Consider the following 18,674-nt stretch of genomic DNA (forward strand, 5'->3'; position numbering starts at 1 on the left):
ACATAACCGTTTTGGTTACAGTATATGTAACCGTTTTGGTTATGCACTTCGAATGAAGTTGTAACCGAAACGGTTATTGAGGCCAGGACTTGCCTTCGAGCTTCGCCGTGATCCGCCCGAGGATTTCGAGTTCTTCGTCGGAGATCTCGCTGAGGTCTGGCTTCTGCCGCGTCTGGATCGGGCCGCCATCCTTGCCGGTGTTCTCGACGCGCCGGACGTAGCCGCGGTCCTTGCCTTTGAGCTCCAAGAACCAGCGGACCGTCGCCATGTCGCCGGCGCGGATGGCTTTCGCGACTTCGCTCTCGGCGAGGTCTAGGATCTCCTCGTCGACATCGGCCGCGGCTTCCATCACGTCGGGATGTGCTTTGAGGAAGGCATACAACGTCGTCTTCCCGACCTTGAGCGCAGCCGCGGCGGCCGTCTTGATGCCAGCGTGGGCGCGTAGCGCCTCGACCACGCGAGCGGCGTCCTGGTTGGTCAGCTTCGGGAGCGTGCCACCCTTTCCAGTCCGGTTCATTGGTCGCCTCGCGCGCGCGGACGGTCGGACCGTTCGGGGCGCTCGCCCTTCGAGGCCGCATGCTGCGCGCAGAACTTGGCGTAGATTGCTGCGACGCGAGCCCGGGCCTCGGACGTCCTCGAGGCGACCCGCTCTTCGAAGCCGTCCCGTCGATGCTGGGCGGCTCGCTCTCGTCTGATGAATTCTGCTTGGTTCACCTGGTGTGCCCTTTCTGCGGCGCGTCGCCGCCGTATTGGCGCAGCATTTCCATTTGGACAGCATCGAAGAACGCCCACAGCTCACGGTCGATCTGTTCTCGCGCAAGACCATGGGCCGACAGGCGGCGATCCAGGTCCGCGACGACGCTGCGCCAGTATGTTTTCGCGTCGTCGCCGTGCGTGGCGTCCAGCCGGCGCGCGACCTCGCGGACCTCGGCCGCCTGCCTCGAGAGCGGAAACGTCAGGACCTTGGCCCGCAAATCCAACTCAAGCTGCCGCTTCATCCGAGCCTCCCACCTTGGACATGACCCGGCGCCGTATCTCGGCGGCACGCTGGCGGTGCTCCTCGGTCATTTCGCTCTCTGGCAGTCCGTCGAGCCGGGTCAGCCAACTCGTCAACGTCTCGCGATTATCGGAGCCGATTTGCAGGATCCCTTCGATGGTCTTTAGCACCGTGCCTATGTTCGTTGGCACCGTCTCCGCAACGGAAGGGGCGGGGATGCTCGGGCGGTCAWCGACAGCGTAATATTCACCTCTGCGTTGAAGTTCGAGGCGCGCAGATTCACCGACATTACGCGCTCGCACAGGTGGTACATCTTCGATGTCGTCGAAGGCGCGCCTTAGCGCATCCACTCCGAATGCGCGCCTGAGTTCATCCCTGGCCTGTTGGCCAACAGTCTGTTTTCGGCCTGACAGATGATCCCGTGCCACGTCGGCAAAATTCCGCCTTCCATTGGAAGACCGGTTGTCTCGATCCTCAACAGCTCTGCGGCACCAATTGCGCCAGGTCGCTCGCCAGTCGGCTTTGACGCCCTTCTGGYCAGGCTGAGCGATCCAATAATCGCGGAACTTAGCGGCCTCGTGCGCAWGCTCGGAAGGTGATAGGCCAGCGATCGTGGCGTCGGCATGGTCTGGCTCAAAATCCTCGGGGAGCCGGCACCCCCTTGTTCCCGAAAATCCAAATTTATTTTTTCCTCCCCCTGCCGCCCCCGAAGGGGGAAAAGATTCATTTGAAGATTCCCTTATAGATTCCCCGGTCCCATTGACCGGTAGTGACGAACTATCTGACCGGTAGTCGACTACAGATTGATCGGTAGTCTGCTCTCCACTACCGATCAATGCGACCGCTAGTCGGATCAAATCCGAGGTCCGCTTGCCTCGCTTGTCGTACCGATAGCTACGGGTTATCAAACCGAGTTCCTCCAACTCGGCCAAGGCCCGCCGGACGGTAATCTCTGCGCAAGAAGCGCGCTCTGCGATGGTCTGCTGCCCATGGAAGGTTTCACCCTTCACATCGCAAAGCTCGACAATGACCTTGAGGACAGCCCGGCGCGCCATGGCGCTGGTCTTCGTTCCCTTCCGGTGACCAGGATTCTTGACCGAGACGGTGTTCGCCCAATCGAAGAACCGTCGCTTGGGATGCTCCTCCTTGGCGCTCGTCCTCATGCAGCGCGTGYCATCGCGAGGTTGGCCTCCCGACAGACCTCGCAGGCTTCGACCGCCGACAAGCCGAACCTTTCGCGCAACAGGGGGACGATCGGCCGGCCGATCCGGTCGCGAGGATTCTGGGAGAGCCATTCCACAGCCACGTCGATGGCGGCGGAGTGCTCGTGCTCGGGAGGGGTAAGATCCGCCTTCATGCCCGCCCCTCGCGAGAGGGATTCGGCGTGATCAAGCGCTTCTTGAGCCACTCCCGCGCCGTCGGAACGTGAATGATGATTTCCTTGCCTCGCTTGGCGAAGGGGAGGCCATCCTTCCTCGATCGCATCCGCGCGACCTGGCGCTTCGTCAGGCCGTTCGCTTTCGCGAATTCGGTCTCTGTCGGCCATTCATCGAAAATATTGTAATCCACCGTCGTAGGCTCCTCTTGGGCGCCCATGGCGATRCAGATCAAGCCRACGGGCGCAGTGAACTGGAAATGTTCTCTGGAACCATCGGGTCGCGGACCGCCCTTTGCGGGCTTCGGTCGGCTGACGTCTGTAGGACAAACGCCGAAGGGTCAGAGCGTGCTTTTAAAAAGCGGTGGCTCGGCTCAGTCCCTTCGATGGGGCGAACGTACGGCCGAAAATGGGTAAAGATCAAGAGGCTGTTGGTCAGTTATCGACAGATGGATGGCGCGTGCTGACTATGTGCTGACAACACCCGCCGAGCAGCAGCCAAGATGCTCAAAAATCACGTGAATTAGATGGCCGCACTGAAGATAATGAACTACCCGTTTTCATTTTGACGCGTGAAAATCATCTTGCGCGTCTGCTTGTGCCGCGGCCTCGATCAAGTCGGCAGCCCTCGTCATTGCCTCGCGAAGCGGATCGTCGGCAAGGTGCGCGTAGCGCTGAGTCGTGGTCGTGCTGGCGTGCCCAAGAGCGGCGCCGATCATCGGGAGGCTGTAGCCGCTGCTGACAAGGGTGCTGGCAAAGCTGTGGCGTAGATCGTGCACTCGCAGCTGATCGATCTCGGCCGCCTTGAGAACGGCCGCCCAGGCGCTGCGCACGTCGTTCCGATAACCTTCCTTGCTCCGGCCGGGAAACACCCACTCCGATTTCGGCGACTGCTCCTTCTTGATCTTCGTGAGCACGTCGAGGACCGGCGCCGTCAATGGCAGCCGGTGGTCACGCTTCTGCTTCGTGACGCTGGCGGGCTTGGTCCAGGTGGCGCGCGAGAAGTCGATCTGGTCCCAGCGCATCTTGCATGTTTCACCAACCCGGGCTCCGGTGAGGARCAGCACCTTCAAGATAGCGGCCGCCTGCCGATCTTCGAGAGCCTCGAGCGCTTTTGCCAGACGCTTGCTCTCGGCCGGCAGGAGGTAGCGCTCTCGTCCCGAGAGGTGATTCTTGTCGATGCCGCGGGCCGGATTTTCACCGGTTCGCCAACCCCAATCGATGGCATAGCGAAACAGGACGCCGGCGATCACGATGCACTGATTGGCCTGGTGGCGCTGGCCGAGCGCCGTGAGCTTCCTGAAAAGCTTCTCGACGTCGGTCCGCTCGACGTCGTCCACACGCTTCTTGCCGATCGCCGACCCGATGTGGTTGGTGAAAGCGTAGCCATAGAACTTGCGGGTTGCGGGCCGAAGGTCCGGCAGGCGCTCCTCTTTAAACCGATCGATGAGGTCGTTCACAGTCTTGCTGCGGATGCGTTCCTGGGCGGCTTTCTCGCGCGACGCCTCCAGCTCRCCAAGCGGATCTCCGCCGAGGTCGACAATCTTGCGGAGGCGCTTGGCCTCCTGCCGCGCGATGGCGACCTTCCAATCGGACGTTGAGCCGATCGTGTACCGCCGCTCTTTACCAGTGCCGCGGACGCGGTAGTTGAAGACGAAGCTCCGGGCGCCGCTCGCCGTGACACGAACGCCAAAACCAGGTGCATCTCCGTCCCAGAAGAGGGCTTGGCCCTTTGAAGGAATCGGCAGTCGAGATATATGTCTGTCTGAAACAAGAGTTGCAGCCATCGCGCCCGCCGTCAGATCTTTGTGCCGTGTCAGCACTGTGTCAGCGGAGCCAATGGTAAATGTCGGTAGGGTGAAGGTAAAGAGTGGTATCTACCGGGAAGGCAACGGAATGGACAGAATCAATGGCTTATGAGGATCGGAGCCAGAGTCCGTTGAGCGGCAAGGCGTTGAGCGATCCGGGCTCCGCGAAAGCCCAAATTACCCGGGCGGACTTTGATCGAGAGGCCGATCAGTCCGACCGCCAGCGGGGACTGTGGCGTGATTTGAGCGCGGCGGTGCTGCGGCTGTCGCGTCACGCGGCGGCGCTCTCTATCGCTTCGATTGCGCTATTCCTCGTCATGACGGCGCTGGAGTTTCTCTATTTCCAGCGCTTGAGCGGCGGCCTGTTCTCGCTCGACATGCGCGTCGCCGGCTTCACGCCTGACGAAGGCATGGCCTGGCTCACCGCGCTCGGCCGGCGCGGCGGCGAGATCATCATCGTCTGGCATTATCTGACCTTCGATCTCTTGTTCCCGGCGCTGCTGTCGCTGACGCTGGTCAGCCTCATCCTTGCCTTCGGGCGGCGGCTCAGCACGTTCCGCGCCATGCCGGCGCAGGTGCAGGCCCTGTTCGCGCTCGTGCTGGTGCTGCCCTATACGGCCGCCGACTATGCCCAGAATCTTKCCTTGGCCCGGCTGCTCTCCGATTTCCAGCTGGCCAATCCCGATTCGCTGGCCTTCGCCTCTTCGCTGACCGTCACCAAATTCGCGCTGCTGGCGATCCCGGTCTTCGTCATCGCGGTCTTCGCGCTGGCCGGGCAGCGGCGGCGCTGAGGGAGAAATGCGCCAGACCGCCATCTTCTGGYCGATGCTGGCGCATGTGCTCCTGGTCTATATCGTCTATCTGGTGATGCTAAAGCGGCGCTATCTCGCGGTGAAGTCGGGCGAGGCCAGGGTTAGCCAGTACAAGGTTCGCTCGACCGAGCCRGCCTCGAGCATCACTGTCGCCAACAACCTGATCAACCAGTTCGAGTTGCCGGTTCTGTTCCACGTTCTGTGCCTGGCGCTGTTCGTCACCAACGGCGTGAACTATCTGACGCTGGCGCTGATGTGGCTCTTCATAATCTCACGCTATGTTCACGCCTGGGTGCATCTCGACAGAAACTATGTGCTGCACCGCAGCCGCGCGTTTTTCCTCGGYGCCGGCATACTTTTCGTCGCCTGGATCTGGTTCGCGCTGCACTTGCTGGGGGCGGTGTGAGGGAGGCTCTGCCTTCTCCCGCAAGGAGAGAAGGAGAGGCTACAGGTCGAACACCGCGATCCTGCGCTTGTCGAACTTGATGCCGATCTCGCCGCGCACCAGCCTCAGCGCCTGCTCGCCGAAAACGGCGCGCCGCCAGCCCTGCAGCGCCGCCACGTCGGCTTCGTCGCCTTCGGCTGCTATGCGGTCGATATCGTCGCTGGAGGCCAGCACCTTGGYGGCGACGCCTTCCTTTTCGGCGACGATCCTGAGCAGCACTTTGAGCAGTTCCGCCGCCGCGCTCGATCCCTCCGGCGGCTGCACGCTTTTCGGCAGTTTAGGCATCGCGTCCTTGGGCAAGGCAAGGGCGGCGTTGACCGCGCCGAGCAGGGCGGTTGCCGTAGCGGAGCGTTCCCAGCCTTTCGGCGTGGTGCGCAGCTTGCCGAGCGCTGCCGCGTCGCGCGGCGCCTGCTGCGCGATCTCGTAGATTGCATCGTCCTTGAGCACGCGGCCGCGCGGCACGTCGCGCTCGCGCGCCTCACGCTCGCGCCAGGCGGCCACCGCCTGCACGATCGCCAGCTCCTGCGGCTTGCGCAGCCGCATCTTCAGCCGCTTCCAGGCGTCCTCGGGGTKCGGATCGTAGGTCTCGCGCGAGGTGAGGATATCCATCTCCTCCTTCAGCCAGTGCGCGCGATCCTCGCGTTTCAGCTCGGCGCTGAGATGCTGGAAGACCTTGATCAGATGGGTGACATCGGCAAGCGCGTATTCGAGCTGCTTGTCGGAGAGYGGCCGGTGCCGCCAGTCGGTGAAACGCGAGGACTTGTCCAGCCGGGCTCCGGTGACCTTCTGCACGAGCTGGTCGTAGGAAACGCTGTCGCCGAAGCCGCAGACCATGGCCGCCACCTGCGTGTCGAACACCGGATGCGGCACCAGATCGCCGAGATGGACGATGATTTCGATGTCCTGGCGCGCCGCGTGGAAGACCTTCAGCACCGCTTCATTGGCCATGAGCCGGAAAAACGGCTTCAGGTCGATGCCGGGCGCCAACGGATCGATAAGCGCCTCGATCCCAGGCGCGGCGATCTGGATCAGGCAGAGGATCGGCCAGAAGGTCGTCTCGCGGATGAATTCGGTATCGACGGTAACGAATTCCGACTTTTCGAACGCCGCGACAACGCTCTCGAGTTCTTCTTGTGTCGTGATGACGCGCATCAAATCGCTTTTGRCACAGTATTAGGCCTCTTTCAATTTCAGCCGCGCGCGCTTTCGTCAAGCCGCCGCAACGTAAGCGGTGGCCGATCGCCGGGTTCTCCCATGCGAAATCGCGTCGCGTGCCTGTGCGCCAAGCTGCGATGTCGCGGCCCGCTCCGCTAGGCGGCGTTGCCGGGCRAGCCGCTCATGCCTCGTAGGCGCGCGCCGGTGCTCGCTCTCCTGTCGCGCCGGATCCTATTCCGTCCGTTACAGCGTTCGAGGATGGCCGACGGCCAAGCGCGCCCGCGGCCGCCAGGCTGAGCACGATGAACGGTATGCCGATGCCATAGGCCGAGCGTATGCCCCAATGGTCCGACACGAAGCCGAGCAGCGGCGGCCCAAGCAGGAAGGCGACGAAGGAGATCTGCGACAGCGCCGCCACATTGATCGCCGCGGGACGGTCGGTGCGCTGAGCCGCCGCCGAGATCGCCAGCGGGAAGATGGCGCTGCTGCCGATGCCCAAAAGCGCGAAGCCCAGCATCGAGACGAAGGGCAGAGGCGAGAAGAAGACGATGAAGACGCCGACCATCATCGTCGCCAACAGCACGCGCGCCACGCCGCTCGGCGAGTGGCGGTCGACAAAGCTGTCGGCGAAGAACCGCGTGGTCGCCTGTGAGAAGGCGAACAGCGCCACGGTGATGCCGGCAACGAACGGACCGGAGTCGAATACGGTGCGCATATAGATCGCCGACCAGTCCATGCTTGCGCCTTCCATCAGCATTGCCGACAGCGTCACCGCGACGAGGATGAGGATCGGCAGCGTCGGCCGGGCGAACACCGGCGCCTTGTCGCCGGTCGTGGCGAAACGTGCGGGCGCCGGTTGGAAGCCGCCGAGGAACAGCGCCATGGCAACGGCTACCATCGGCGCCACCAGCGCCAGATGCAGTTGCGGCGACAGCCCGAGATGCGCCAGCGCGCCGCCGAACAGCCCGGCGCCGAAAAAGCCGATGCTCCAGAATGAATGCGCCCGGTTCATGATGCGTCGCTTCAGCAGGAACTCGGTCCTGTCGGCCTCGACATTCAAGATGATCTCGATGCTGCCGATCATCAGTCCGACCGGAAGCAGCATCAGGAACAGAGACGCCGGGCCCGGTGCATGCACCGCAATGGAATAGGCAAGCGCAAGCAGCGGCACCAGCCAAAGCAGCGCGCGGCGAAAGCCGACGCGCTCCAGGATCGGCGTCGCCAGCGTCAGCGCGACCAGTGTGCCGATCGGCGTGCCGATCAGGGCGAGCCCGAGCGTGCCGTCCTCGATCCCCATGGCTCGCTTGATGTCGGGCAGGCGCGGGAAGATGTTGCCCATGGCAAAGGAATAGATCGCAAAGCCGGCATAGACGCGATGCTGAGGGGCGAGTTTCAGGCCAAGGGTCATCACGGACAATCCAACAAGGAGATATGGCGGGCGAACGCCTAGGCTCGCTCACAACTCCGTTTCTTGCATGAACAGGCAAAGCATGCAATAACATGCAAAAATAAATAGGATCATGCATGCTCACCGAAGAACGGCATCAACTTATTCGGGACCAGTTGGCGGCGGATGGAAAGGTGCTGGCTGGTGAGCTGGCCAGCCGTTTCGGCGTGTCAGAAGACACGGTGCGCCGCGATCTGCGCGAGCTGGCGAAAGCCGGGCAATTGCGCCGCGTCTATGGCGGCGCGATCGCTTCGGCGCCCTTTGCCGCGGCGAGCGTCGGCCAGCGCAGCGGTCATGCGGTCGAGGAGAAGGCACGCCTTGCGAAGGCGGCGGTTGGGCTTCTTGTGGCGGGGCAGTCGCTGTTCATCGACGGCGGCACGACCAACGAGGCGATCGCCAGGGCGATCCCGCGCGACATGGATTTGACCATTGCCACCAATTCGCTGGGCGTCGCCTCGGCGCTGGCCGATCGTCGTTTGGTCGAACTGATTGTGCTCGGGGGCCGCTATGTGCCCGATCTCGGCACCTGCGTGGGYGCCGACACGCTTGCCGCCGTGGCGCAGCTCGACGCGGATCTGTTCTTTCTGGGCTCCTGCGGGCTGGATGTCGCGCGCGGCGTTACCGCCTTCGATTCGGCCGAAGCCGAGGTCAAGCGCGCCATGGTCAAAAACAGCGCCGGCATAGTCATTGCCGTCACCAACGACAAGCTCGCGACAGCGGCGCCCTATCGCGTGGCGGGGRCGGACGCGATCCGCCATCTCGTGGTGGAAAAGACCGCGCCTGCCGCCACGCTCGCCGATTTCCAAAGCCGGGGCGCGCAAATCCACTTTGCCTGACGACCGAAGCGCGCCTGTGTGACCGCTTGCCTTGACAAAGCCGGCCTCTCATGCGCTTTTCGCGCCAATTTTCGAGCCGGGCAGATGCCCGCAATTTTCCGGACTTTACCCATGACCACGCATCGTTACCGCAGCCACACCTGTGCCCAGTTGAGAAAGACCGACGTCGGCAATTCCGTCCGCCTGTCGGGCTGGGTGCATCGCGTGCGCGACCATGGCGGGCTGCTTTTCATCGACCTGCGCGACCATTACGGCCTGACCCAGATCGTCRCCGATCCGGATTCGCCGGCCTTCAAGGTCGCCGAGACCGTGYGCGGCGAATGGGTGATCCGCGTCGACGGCGAGGTCAAGGCGCGCCTGCCCGAGACCGTCAACACCAACTTGCCGACCGGCGAGATCGAGATTTTCGCGCGTGAGATCGAAGTGCTGTCGGCCGCCAAGGAGCTGCCGCTGCCGGTGTTCGGCGAGCCGGAGTACCCCGAAGACATCCGCCTGAAATACCGCTTCCTCGACCTGCGCCGCGAGACGCTGCACAAGAACATCGTTGCRCGCACCAAGATCATCGCCGAGATGCGCAAGCGCATGGGGGAGGTCGGCTTCACCGAGTTCTCGACGCCGATCCTGACCGCTTCGTCGCCGGAAGGCGCGCGCGACTTCCTGGTGCCGTCGCGCATCCATCCTGGCACCTTCTACGCGCTGCCGCAGGCCCCCCAGCAGTACAAGCAGCTGATCATGGTGTCCGGCTTCGACCGCTATTTCCAGATCGCGCCCTGCTTCCGCGACGAGGACCCGCGCGCCGACCGCCTGCCGGGCGAGTTCTACCAGCTCGACCTCGAGATGAGCTTCGTCGAGCAGGACGACGTGCTCTCCACCATGGAGCCGGTGCTTCGCGGCGTCTTCGAAACATTCGCCGCCGGCAAGCCGGTAACRCAGGAATTTCGCCGCATTCCCTATGACGAGGCGATGCGCACCTATGGCACCGACAAGCCGGACCTGCGCAACCCGATCGAGATGYAGGCGGTCTCGGATCATTTCCGCGATTCCGGCTTCAAGGTGTTCGCGAACATCCTCGCCAACGACGCGAAGGCGGAGGTCTGGGCGATTCCCGCCAAGACCGGCGGCAGCCGCGCCTTCTGCGACCGCATGAATTCCTGGGCGCAAGGCGAAGGGCAGCCCGGGCTGGGCTACATCTTCTGGCGCAAGGAGGGCGAGAAACTCGAAGGCGCCGGTCCGATCGCCAAGAACATCGGCGAGGAGCGCACCGAGGCGATCCGCCAGCAGCTCGGCCTTGCCGACGGCGATGCCGCTTTCTTCGTCGCTGGCGACCCGAAGAAGTTCGTCAGCTTCGCGGGCGCCGCGCGCACCCGCGCCGGCGAGGAGCTGAACCTCGTCGACCGCGAGCGGTTCGAGCTCTGCTGGATCGTCGACTTCCYGTTCTTCGAATGGAACGAGGACGAGAAGAAGATCGACTTCGCCCACAACCCGTTCTCCATGCCCCAGGGCGGCATCGATGCGCTGAATGGCCAGGAGCCGCTCGGCATCAAGGCGTTCCAGTACGACATGGTCTGCAACGGCTTCGAGATCGCGTCAGGCGGCATCCGCAACCATCTGCCGGAAACCATGGTCAAGGCCTTTGAGATGGTCGGCCTGGACCGCGCGACGGTGGAAGAGCGCTTCGGCGGCCTCTATCGCGCCTTCCAGTATGGCGCGCCGCCGCATGGCGGCATGGCGGCCGGCGTCGACCGTATCGTCATGCTGCTCGTAGGGGCGAAGAACCTGCGCGAGATCACCATGTTCCCGATGAACCAGCAGGCCTACGACCTGCTGATGAACGCGCCGTCGGAAGCCACCCCGCAGCAGCTGCGCGAGCTGTCGCTGCGCGTCGCGGTGACGAAGAAGGAAGGCTAGGAATCAGAGCCAAGCCTTTCTTTCTTCTCGATGAATCGACCCGACAAAAAGCCCGGCATCGCTGCCGGGCTTTTCGTTTGGAGCTGACGTATTCGGTTAGTCCTGGTTTGCCTTGACCTTGACGCCCAGCGTCTTCGGCAGGTCCAGCGGGTTGGACATGGCGCCGGCCATGATCAGCGCGAACGGCACCGACGACGGCGGCTCGGCCGAGATTTCCAGGCTCTTCGGATTGTCGAGGAAGGTGTTGACTGCTGTGGAAACCTCCGCCGTCAGCTCGGGATTGTTGAGCTGCGCCATGCCGAACGGCACGATCGCCTTGGCCTGGTTGGCGACGTCCTTGCCCGACATGCCCTGCTGCTTGCCGACATAGTCGAGCACCTTGCCGGTCAGCGAATCGTCTTCGAAGCGCACCGAGGCGCCGTTGAAGGAAAGCTGCTGCATCAGGCCGAGCATGGCCATGCCCTGCGCCGATTTGTCGGCGCCTTCAGGCTGCGAGGCGAGCTGCTTCTGCATGGCCTGCATCGACTTGATGAAGTCGACCGTGTAGCCGCCGAGATTGAAGGTCATGCCGAGCGTGCCGGCATTCTCGACCGAGATGTCATATTTCGTCAGCTCCATCTTGCCGTCGCTCGGCTGCCAGGTTCCGGCCATCGCAATGTTGCCGGAGATGTTCTGGTAGCCCAGCGCCTCGATGGCTTCCTTCGACTTGGGGTCGTCGACCAGCGACAGGTCGGCGGTGAATTTTTCGGTGTTGGCGGTGAAGTCCATCGCCTTRCCCTCGGCCGGCGGTGTGATCTGGACGGCAAGCCCGTCCATCGCGAACGCCGTCTTGTCGCCGACCTTGACCGTCATGTTGGAGAGCTCCGCCGACTTGTACATCATCAGCGAGCCCAGCGGATCGGTGCCGCCCTCGGCCGGGACCTTCATGCCGTGGATGACCACCGGGCTGAGATTGAGCGTCACGCCGTCCTTGCTGTGTTCGAAAGGCGAGGTCGAGACGGTGGCGATCTCATAGCCGCCATTGGCTTCGCTGACCCCTTCCAGCTTGACGTCGCCGATGGGCAGCACGTCCTTCTCGGCCGCCGGCTTGATGGAAACGCCCTGCAGCGTGGCGTTCGAATCGTCGCCGGACACGCCGGTCCAGGAAATGTCGACGCCCTGGGCGGCAAGGGCTGCCTTGATCCGTTCGGCCACCGCCGGATCGGCGGCGAAGGCCGCATTGAGCGGCAGCGTCAGCAGAAAGGTCGAAAAGGCCAGTTTCTTGAGCGTCGAGCGTTGGATTGTCATGGCGAGTTCCCTGTCCTGATTTGGCTATGAAGAAATTTGTTTGAAACCTGCTTCATCACCATTCCGTGACGAACGGGACGGGAAAAAGGCATTTCCCGGCACATTTGTCGAAAATGGCGATGAAAGGCAAACGCCGGGCGGCAGCCATTGTCCGATGCGGTGAATTTGTCATGAAGGCCGCGGCCCCTTCGCCAGAGCGTTGCATGCCAGATAGCGGCCGCATGTAACGGATTGATGTTGGCCGGCGTGATGAAGCCGCCACAGCCTGTTGCAGATCGGCGGCAAATTGCAGCTGCCGCGGCGCCGCTTCCGTGAAATCCTTCACATCGCCAGTTGCGCTTATGGGCAGCGGCGAAATGCGCCGATGTTCACGCGGCGCTTGCCGCGAATCACCCGCTCGGCTAGTCCAAATCCATGGGAAAGAGGCATTTGCCGCCCGATGACAATGGCGGCGGCGACAAAATCGAACCGGTCGATCTGAAGGAAGCGCTCGAGCGGCGCTACCTCGCTTATGCGCTGTCGACCATCATGCACCGGGCACTGCCGGATGTGCGCGACGGGCTGAAGCYGGTCCATCGCCGCATCATGCATGCCATGCGGCTCTTGCGGCTCAACCCCGATCAGGGTTTTGCCAAATGCGCCCGCATCGTCGGCGACGTGATGGGCAAGTTCCATCCGCATGGCGACCAGTCGATCTAYGACGCCCTGGTGCGCCTCGCGCAGGACTTCTCGATGCRCTACCCGCTGGTCGACGGGCAGGGCAATTTCGGCAACATCGATGGCGATAACGCCGCCGCCATGCGCTACACCGAGGCGCGCATGACCGAGGTGGCGAGCGAGCTGCTTGCCGRCATTACCGAGGACGCGGTCGATTTCCGGCCGACCTACAACGAAGAGGACGAGGAGCCGTCCGTCCTRCCGGGCGCCTTCCCGAACCTGCTTGCCAACGGCTCCTCCGGCATTGCYGTCGGCATGGCRACCTCGATCCCRCCGCACAACGCCGCCGAGCTTTGCGACGCGGCGCTGCATCTGATCGAGCATCCGGAAGCGCCGGTGGCGAAGCTGATGGATTTCGTCCAGGGACCGGATTTCCCGACCGGCGGCATCATCGTCGACAGCCGCGCCTCGATCCTCGAGGCCTATGAGACGGGCYGCGGCGGTTTCCGCGTGCGCTCCAAATGGGGCCAGGAGGACCAGGGCAGGGGCACCTGGAGCATCGTCGTCACCGAGATCCCTTACGGCGTGCAGAAGGCCAGGCTGATCGAGAAGATCGCCGAGCTGCTGATGGCGCGCAAGCTGCCGCTGCTGGAAGACATCCGCGACGAGAGCGCCGAGGACATCCGCATCGTGCTGGTGCCGAAGAGCCGTACCGTCGATCCCGGCATCCTGATGGAATCGCTGTTCAAGCTCACCGAGCTCGAAAGCCGTTTCCCGCTCAACATGAATGTGCTGTCGCGCGGCAAGGTGCCGAACGTCCTGTCGCTGAAGGGCGTGCTGAAGGAGTGGCTCGACCACCGCCGCGAGGTTCTRGTCCGCCGCTCGAAATACCGGCTCGGCGAGATCGAGAAACGGCTGGAAATCCTTGCCGGCTACCTGATCRCCTATCTGAACATCGACGAGGTCATCAGGATCATCCGCGAGGAGGATGAGCCCAAGYAGGTGATGATGGCCCGCTGGTCGCTCACCGACAACCAGGCCGAAGCCATCCTCAACATGCGCCTGCGCGCTCTGCGCAAGCTCGAGGAGATCGAGATCCGCAAGGAGTTCGACGGCCTCACCGCCGAGAAGAAGCAGATCGAGGCCTTGCTGGCGTCGGACGCCAAGCAATGGGCGACGATCAAGTGGGAAGTCGCTCAGCTTCGCGACAAGTTCGGCCCGGAGACCGAGCTCGGCAGACGCCGTACCCAGTTCGCCGACGCGCCCGAGCACGACCTGACCGACATCGCGCATGCGATGATCGAGCGCGAGCCGGTGACGGTGGTGGTATCGGAAAAGGGCTGGCTGCGCGCCATGAAGGGCCACCTGACCGACCATTCGCAACTCGCCTTCAAGGAAGGCGACAGCCTGAAGCTTGCCTTCCATGCCCAGACCACGGACAAGATCCTGGTCTTCACCACCGGCGGCAAATTCTACACCATCGGCGCCGACCGGCTGCCGGGCGGGCGCGGCCATGGCGAGCCGATCCGCATCATCGTCGACATGGAGAACGATCAGGACATCGTCACCGCCTTTGTCYATGATCCGAAGCGAAAGCTGCTGCTCGTCTCCTACGACGCCAACGGTTTCGTGGTTTCGGAGGAAGAGGTCKTCGCCAATACCCGCAAGGGCAAGCAGGTGATGAACGTCAAGGCGCCGGACGAGGCCAAGCGTTRCATTCCGGTTTCGGGCGACCATCTCGCCATCGTCGGCGAGAACCGCAAAATGCTGGTCTTCCCGCTCGCCGAAATCCCGGAGATGGCGCGCGGCAAGGGCGTGCGGCTGCAGAAATACAAGGACGGCGGCGTGCTGGACCTGAAGACCTTCACTTTGGAGACGGGGTTGACCTGGCAGGATTCGGCCGACCGCACCTTCACCAAGTCGCGCGAGGAACTGGTCGAGTGGATCGGCTCGCGGGCCGCCGCCGGCCGCATGGTGCCGAAGGGTTTCCCGAGGACGGGTAAGTTCGGGTAGCGCCGCCTTCCCTTCTCCCTTGTGGGAGAAGGTGGACGAGCGAAGCTCGGCCGGATGAGGGGTGTTGGAAGGATCGCGACCTCTAGGACATAAGCGCTTAAATTCCTTGGACGTTTTTGGCGTCTCACTCCGCTGGAGCACCCCTCATCCGTCTCGGCGCTGCGCGCCGATCCACCTTCTCCCACAAGGGGAGAAGGAAAGGCTTATTTGGACTATCGTCACGATTGCTGCACTATGATGGTGCATAGATATCCAGTGAACCATCGGGCAGAGGAGAAACGCCGGGTTGAAGCGAGCCGAGATCCAGAAGCCGGGACAGCGCCTGTTCGGCCTGTCGACGCCGCTCAGGGCTGCCGTCATTCCGCCGCTGTCGGCGGCGCGCTGGCTCCTGGTCCTGATCGTCGCCGCCGGCGTCTACTTCTTCCACGGTTTCCTGTTTCCGGTGCTGGCCGCCCTCGTCATCRCCTTCGCCAGCTGGCCGCTCTATCGAAGGCTGCTCGCCGCCGTCGGCGGCAACCGCACCATCGGCGCAACTTTGGCGATCCTGTTTATCCTCACCTTCCTTGTGGTGCCGATCGCGCTTGCCGGTACCTATGCCATCAACGAGCTGCGCGAATGGGTCGTCTGGGCGATCGAGACCAATCGCCACGGTGCGGTGACGCCGCAATGGATCGCCACCATGCCGGTGATCGGCGAGTGGCTGAACGAGCAGTGGACGGCCTATCTCGGCCATCCCGGCGGCATCGGCGAATTGATTCAGCTGATCAGCGGTTCCAACATCGGCACCATCTATCGCGGCGCCCTGGCCGCCGGCGGMAGCGCCTTCGGTCTGTTGCTGACGCTTCTGTTCATGATGATCGCGCTGTTCTTCGCCTATCGCGACGGCGAGTCTTTCGCGGCCCAGATCGATCGTCTCGGYGAGCRCATCCTGYCGACGCGCTGGGAGCGGATTTCGCGTGTCGTGCCGGCAACCATCTCCTCGACCGTGACGGGCATGACCATCATCGCCATCGGCGAGGGCCTTGTGCTGGGCACCGCCTACTGGCTCGCCGGCGTGCCCTCGCCGGTCACGCTCGGCGCTCTCACCGGCATCATGGCGCTGATCCCGGGCGGCGCGCCGCTCTCTTTCACCCTGGTGTCGATCTACCTCGCCGCCAGCGGCAAGCTGGTCGCCGGCGCGGCGCTCTTCATCTGGGGCGCGGTCGAGCTCTTCATCGTCGACAAGACCTTGCGGCCAAAGCTTGTCGGCGGCCCGATCAAGCTACCGTTCCTGYCGACCTTTTTCGGCCTGATCGGCGGCGTCAAGACGATGGGTTTCCTCGGCCTGTTCATTGGCCCTGTATTGATGGCGCTGCTCGTCGCCATCTGGCGTGAATGGCTGCGCGAGGTTGAATTGATGGACGAGATCCCGCCAGTGGCCGACGAGGCCGGTGGACCGCCCCGGATCGAGGCGGCCGCCGAGCCGAGGAAGATTCAGGCCGGGTGATGCACCGCGAGGTCCGCGCGGCGCTTGCGGCCTTCATGCAATTGCCAGAGCGAATGCGCGATCAGCGTTACGATCATGATGCCGCCGCCGATCAGGCTGTTGCGTGACGGCGCCTCGGCGAAGATCATCCACACCCAGACCGGCGCCAGGATCGTTTCCAGGAGATAGAACATCGCGACTTCCGCGCCCGAGATGTATTTCGGTCCGTTGGCGAGGCAGAAGAATGCGATCGGCATGACGACGCCGCCGTTCAGGATGATCCACCAGGGGGCGTCGACTTGAAAGCCGGTCCTGGAGACCATGAACGCCGCCACCCCGAAAGGCAGGATCACGCCGATCAGCGCGGTGAAGCCCATGTCCTTGTCGCTGGCACGCGAGATGGTGATGGCGCAGGCAATCAGGAAGGCGGAGCACAAAGCCATCAGGTCGCCGAACAGATATCCGGTGCCCACGGAATCGCCGACGATGATGGCGACGCCGACGATCATCAGCGCCATCGCGGCGAGGGTCAGCGGCCGCGGCCGCTCCTTCAGGAACARCCAGGACAACAGCGCCGCGAAGACGGTGTTGAAGGCCAGGATGAAGACCAGGTCGGCTGTCGATGTATGATAGACGGCTGTCATGAAGCCGACCGCGCCGAGCCCGTAGATCACGGCCACGACCAGCCCCGGCCAGCCAGGTATGAGCTGCGGGGCATTCTTGCTGTACGAGCGCCAGACGGCCCACATGATCAGCGCCGCCGCCAAGGTGCAGCTGGTGCGCAGCAAAAGGATGGTCCAGGCCTCGCCATTGGCAAGCCGGATCAGCGGAATATCGATGCTCAGCACCAGCCCGCCGATGGCGGTGACGAGGAGGCCTTTCTGGTGATCGGTGTGGGAAGACATGTGATCGTTCTCGAAACAAATCGGGAGCAAGGGCCGGCGCGATTGCGCATATCTCGCGCGAGGGCGCGCAAGACCGGCTTCTCCCTTGAAAGGGCGGGTTCGGGAAAACTGTTTTAGCGACTGACCGCTTCGTGGTCGTAGCGCTCCCAGCCTTTCGGGCCGAGATGCTCCTGCGGCATGAAGCGCATCTTATAATTCATCTTGCGCGAGCCGTTGACCCAGTAGCCGAGATAGACGTGGGGCAGGCCCATCGCCTTGGCGCGGGCGATGTGGTCGAGGATCATGAAAGTGCCGAGAGAGCGGTCCTCTAAGTCGGGATTGAAATAGGAATAGACCATCGAGAGCCCATCGGCCATCTTGTCGGTGAGCGCGACAGCGATCAGTTCGCCATGGCCCTTGCCGGTGATGAAAGTGTCAGGGCCGCGACGCCGGTATTCGATGATCTTGGTGTCGACATGCGTGTCTTCCACCATCATCGCATAGTCGAGCACGGTCATGTCCGACATGCCGCCGCGGCGATGGCGGGCATCCAGATAGGCGCGGAAGAGTGAGTATTGCTCGGTCGAGGGCTGCGCGTCATGCATGGCCCCGACGAGGTCGGTATTGCGCTGGACAACGCGGCGCATGCTGCGGCTGGGGTCGAATTCCTGTGCCAGGATGCGCACCGAGACGCAGGCGCGGCACGATTCGCAGGCCGGGCGGTAAGCGATGTTCTGCGAGCGCCGGAAGCCGCCTTGCGTGAGCAGGTCGTTCATCTCCGGCGCCTTGTCGCCGACAAGGTGCGTGAACACCTTGCGCTCGAACTGTCCCTCCAGATAGGGACACGGCGACGGCGCGGTCAGGAAGAACTGCGGCGACTGGGTCGGATGCTGCGTCATCTAATCTTGGAAACGCTCCTGCGAATCGCCCTACCTTTGGCCCGGCCGGCGAAAATTTCAACAGGATTGTGCTGACGCGACGGCGTGGACCTGTTCATATTTTAGCGCGGGCGGCGCGGGGGTTTGATCTGCGCGGCCCTGGACACCGTCAGATGTCGGTGCGGGTGACCACGGTGCCGAGCAAAAGATCATGCAGCGTGCGCTTGCGGTCGGAGAACAGCGTGACCAGGAGCACCAGCGGCGTCAGGATGACGTTGYCGGCCCAGAACAGAACCGAATGAACCACGGCCGTCATGCCGTCGATGCGGCTGCCGTCGAGCTTCTCCAGGCGGATGCCCATGATCTTCATGCCGGTCGTCGCCTGGTCGTGACYGCCCAGGGTGTTCCAGATGTAGAGGATGGCGACCATCGGCACCAGCACCGAAAACAGCGCCCAGCCAAGGCCGAAGGTCAACAGCCYGAGAATGGCGACCAGGWTGGCGAAKGGAATGGTCAGCAGCGCGACGAAGAAATAGTCGAGCAGGAAGGCAAAGATACGCCTCGTCCGCACCCCGCGATAGGCACGGGTATCCTCGAACCTGGTCGTGATGATCTYGCCGTCAAAAACGCGTGCGTTCATGTCTGTTCCTCGATYGCCGCATCCACAACGAGATGCCTGCCGTCCTCTCAAATGGTGAGAGCGGCCC

The 18,674-nt window shown here is 63.1% G+C and carries 19 protein-coding genes; 6 read left to right on the forward strand and 13 right to left on the reverse strand.

Features of this window, described 5'->3' with window-relative positions; all coding sequences use genetic code 11:
• Nucleotides 1-73: 73 nt before the first annotated feature.
• The 6 genes from LCM4576_RS36525 to LCM4576_RS16880 form a co-directional block, all read right to left on the reverse strand.
• The gene (locus LCM4576_RS36525) at nucleotides 74-517 is read right to left on the reverse strand and encodes a hypothetical protein (protein ID WP_071033235.1); all 444 of its coding nucleotides are present in this window, start codon (nucleotides 515-517) and stop codon (nucleotides 74-76) included.
• A gap of 193 nt (nucleotides 518-710) precedes the next feature.
• A complete protein-coding gene (locus LCM4576_RS16860) occupies nucleotides 711-998 on the reverse strand; it encodes a DUF6074 family protein (protein ID WP_071033236.1) in 288 nt (95 codons plus the stop codon).
• Complete coding sequence (locus tag LCM4576_RS16865) at nucleotides 982-2,160, reverse strand: helix-turn-helix domain-containing protein (RefSeq protein ID WP_071033237.1); 1,179 nt, start codon at nucleotides 2,158-2,160, stop codon at nucleotides 982-984. Before LCM4576_RS16865 ends, LCM4576_RS16860 begins: the two co-directional genes overlap by 17 nt.
• Entirely contained in the window at nucleotides 2,157-2,354 is a 198-nt protein-coding gene (locus tag LCM4576_RS16870; RefSeq protein WP_071033238.1) for a hypothetical protein, read from the reverse strand. The genes LCM4576_RS16865 and LCM4576_RS16870 overlap by 4 nt, the downstream gene beginning before the upstream one ends.
• Nucleotides 2,351-2,593, reverse strand: coding sequence for a hypothetical protein (locus LCM4576_RS16875; RefSeq protein WP_131803260.1), 243 nt, complete (start codon nucleotides 2,591-2,593; stop codon nucleotides 2,351-2,353). Before LCM4576_RS16875 ends, LCM4576_RS16870 begins: the two co-directional genes overlap by 4 nt.
• A gap of 339 nt (nucleotides 2,594-2,932) precedes the next feature.
• The gene (locus LCM4576_RS16880) at nucleotides 2,933-4,159 is read right to left on the reverse strand and encodes a site-specific integrase (RefSeq protein ID WP_071033302.1); all 1,227 of its coding nucleotides are present in this window, start codon (nucleotides 4,157-4,159) and stop codon (nucleotides 2,933-2,935) included.
• A 122-nt stretch (nucleotides 4,160-4,281) separates the two neighbouring features.
• On the opposite strand from LCM4576_RS16880, the gene LCM4576_RS16885 reads away from it, so the two are divergent.
• Together LCM4576_RS16885 and LCM4576_RS16890 are read left to right on the forward strand one after the other, a co-directional pair.
• Complete coding sequence (locus LCM4576_RS16885; protein ID WP_244510823.1) at nucleotides 4,282-4,971, forward strand: hypothetical protein; 690 nt, start codon at nucleotides 4,282-4,284, stop codon at nucleotides 4,969-4,971.
• Nucleotides 4,972-4,978: 7 nt separating this feature from the next.
• Nucleotides 4,979-5,398 carry an MAPEG family protein gene (locus tag LCM4576_RS16890; RefSeq protein WP_071033240.1) on the forward strand — a complete coding sequence of 140 codons (420 nt, stop codon included), beginning with the start codon at nucleotides 4,979-4,981 and terminating at the stop codon, nucleotides 5,396-5,398.
• Between the two features lie 39 nt (nucleotides 5,399-5,437).
• On the opposite strand, the gene rnd is transcribed toward LCM4576_RS16890, so the two are convergent.
• Together rnd and LCM4576_RS16900 are read right to left on the reverse strand one after the other, a co-directional pair.
• Nucleotides 5,438-6,589, reverse strand: coding sequence for a ribonuclease D (gene rnd, locus LCM4576_RS16895; RefSeq protein WP_071033241.1), 1,152 nt, complete (start codon nucleotides 6,587-6,589; stop codon nucleotides 5,438-5,440).
• 184 nt (nucleotides 6,590-6,773) lie between these two features.
• Nucleotides 6,774-8,000: an MFS transporter gene (locus LCM4576_RS16900; protein ID WP_083354935.1), complete on the reverse strand. Its 1,227-nt coding sequence runs from the start codon at nucleotides 7,998-8,000 to the stop codon at nucleotides 6,774-6,776.
• A 116-nt stretch (nucleotides 8,001-8,116) separates the two neighbouring features.
• Between LCM4576_RS16900 and LCM4576_RS16905 the strand changes: the two genes are divergently transcribed.
• Together LCM4576_RS16905 and aspS are read left to right on the forward strand one after the other, a co-directional pair.
• The gene (locus LCM4576_RS16905; RefSeq protein WP_071033242.1) at nucleotides 8,117-8,875 is read left to right on the forward strand and encodes a DeoR/GlpR family DNA-binding transcription regulator; all 759 of its coding nucleotides are present in this window, start codon (nucleotides 8,117-8,119) and stop codon (nucleotides 8,873-8,875) included.
• Between the two features lie 111 nt (nucleotides 8,876-8,986).
• On the forward strand, nucleotides 8,987-10,783 hold the full coding sequence (gene aspS, locus LCM4576_RS16910) for an aspartate--tRNA ligase (protein WP_071033243.1): 1,797 nt from the start codon (nucleotides 8,987-8,989) through the stop codon (nucleotides 10,781-10,783).
• 96 nt (nucleotides 10,784-10,879) lie between these two features.
• Here aspS and LCM4576_RS16915 read toward each other — a convergent pair whose 3' ends face one another.
• Both LCM4576_RS16915 and LCM4576_RS36320 read right to left on the reverse strand, forming a co-directional pair.
• Nucleotides 10,880-12,070 (reverse strand): hypothetical protein, encoded by a 1,191-nt coding sequence (locus LCM4576_RS16915; RefSeq protein ID WP_071033244.1) that lies wholly within the window; start codon nucleotides 12,068-12,070, stop codon nucleotides 10,880-10,882.
• Nucleotides 12,071-12,125: 55 nt separating this feature from the next.
• Nucleotides 12,126-12,395 carry a hypothetical protein gene (locus LCM4576_RS36320; RefSeq protein ID WP_131803261.1) on the reverse strand — a complete coding sequence of 90 codons (270 nt, stop codon included), beginning with the start codon at nucleotides 12,393-12,395 and terminating at the stop codon, nucleotides 12,126-12,128.
• 89 nt (nucleotides 12,396-12,484) lie between these two features.
• Here LCM4576_RS36320 and parC point away from each other — a divergent pair, with 89 nt between their 5' ends.
• Both parC and LCM4576_RS16925 read left to right on the forward strand, forming a co-directional pair.
• Nucleotides 12,485-14,740, forward strand: a complete 2,256-nt coding sequence (gene parC, locus LCM4576_RS16920) for a DNA topoisomerase IV subunit A (protein ID WP_071033245.1) — start codon at nucleotides 12,485-12,487, stop codon at nucleotides 14,738-14,740.
• A gap of 286 nt (nucleotides 14,741-15,026) precedes the next feature.
• Nucleotides 15,027-16,226: an AI-2E family transporter gene (locus LCM4576_RS16925; protein ID WP_071033246.1), complete on the forward strand. Its 1,200-nt coding sequence runs from the start codon at nucleotides 15,027-15,029 to the stop codon at nucleotides 16,224-16,226.
• Here the strand turns inward: LCM4576_RS16925 and LCM4576_RS16930 are convergent.
• The 3 genes from LCM4576_RS16930 to LCM4576_RS16940 all read right to left on the reverse strand — a co-directional run bounded on the left by LCM4576_RS16930 (nucleotide 16,214) and on the right by LCM4576_RS16940 (nucleotide 18,607).
• The gene (locus tag LCM4576_RS16930; RefSeq protein WP_071033247.1) at nucleotides 16,214-17,110 is read right to left on the reverse strand and encodes a DMT family transporter; all 897 of its coding nucleotides are present in this window, start codon (nucleotides 17,108-17,110) and stop codon (nucleotides 16,214-16,216) included. The genes LCM4576_RS16925 and LCM4576_RS16930 overlap by 13 nt on opposite strands.
• A gap of 113 nt (nucleotides 17,111-17,223) precedes the next feature.
• A complete protein-coding gene (locus LCM4576_RS16935) occupies nucleotides 17,224-17,988 on the reverse strand; it encodes an arginyltransferase (protein ID WP_040983323.1) in 765 nt (254 codons plus the stop codon).
• 148 nt (nucleotides 17,989-18,136) lie between these two features.
• Nucleotides 18,137-18,607: an RDD family protein gene (locus tag LCM4576_RS16940; RefSeq protein ID WP_071033248.1), complete on the reverse strand. Its 471-nt coding sequence runs from the start codon at nucleotides 18,605-18,607 to the stop codon at nucleotides 18,137-18,139.
• Nucleotides 18,608-18,674 lie beyond the last annotated feature (67 nt).

The sequence above is a fragment of the Mesorhizobium sp. LCM 4576 genome (genome assembly GCF_001854815.1).
GTDB classification, from domain to species: domain Bacteria; phylum Pseudomonadota; class Alphaproteobacteria; order Rhizobiales; family Rhizobiaceae; genus Mesorhizobium; species Mesorhizobium plurifarium.

Excerpts from the sequence above, each read along its gene's own strand:
- LCM4576_RS16935 (WP_040983323.1), bottom strand. The coding sequence starts at position 17,988 with ATGACGCAGCATCCGACCCAGTCGCCGCAGTTCTTCCTGACCGCGCCG.
- LCM4576_RS16875 (WP_131803260.1), bottom strand. The coding sequence starts at position 2,593 with ATGGGCGCCCAAGAGGAGCCTACGACGGTGGATTACAATATTTTCGAT.
- LCM4576_RS36525 (WP_071033235.1), bottom strand. The coding sequence starts at position 517 with ATGAACCGGACTGGAAAGGGTGGCACGCTCCCGAAGCTGACCAACCAG.
- LCM4576_RS16860 (WP_071033236.1), bottom strand. The coding sequence starts at position 998 with ATGAAGCGGCAGCTTGAGTTGGATTTGCGGGCCAAGGTCCTGACGTTT.
- LCM4576_RS16900 (WP_083354935.1), bottom strand. The coding sequence starts at position 8,000 with ATGACCCTTGGCCTGAAACTCGCCCCTCAGCATCGCGTCTATGCCGGC.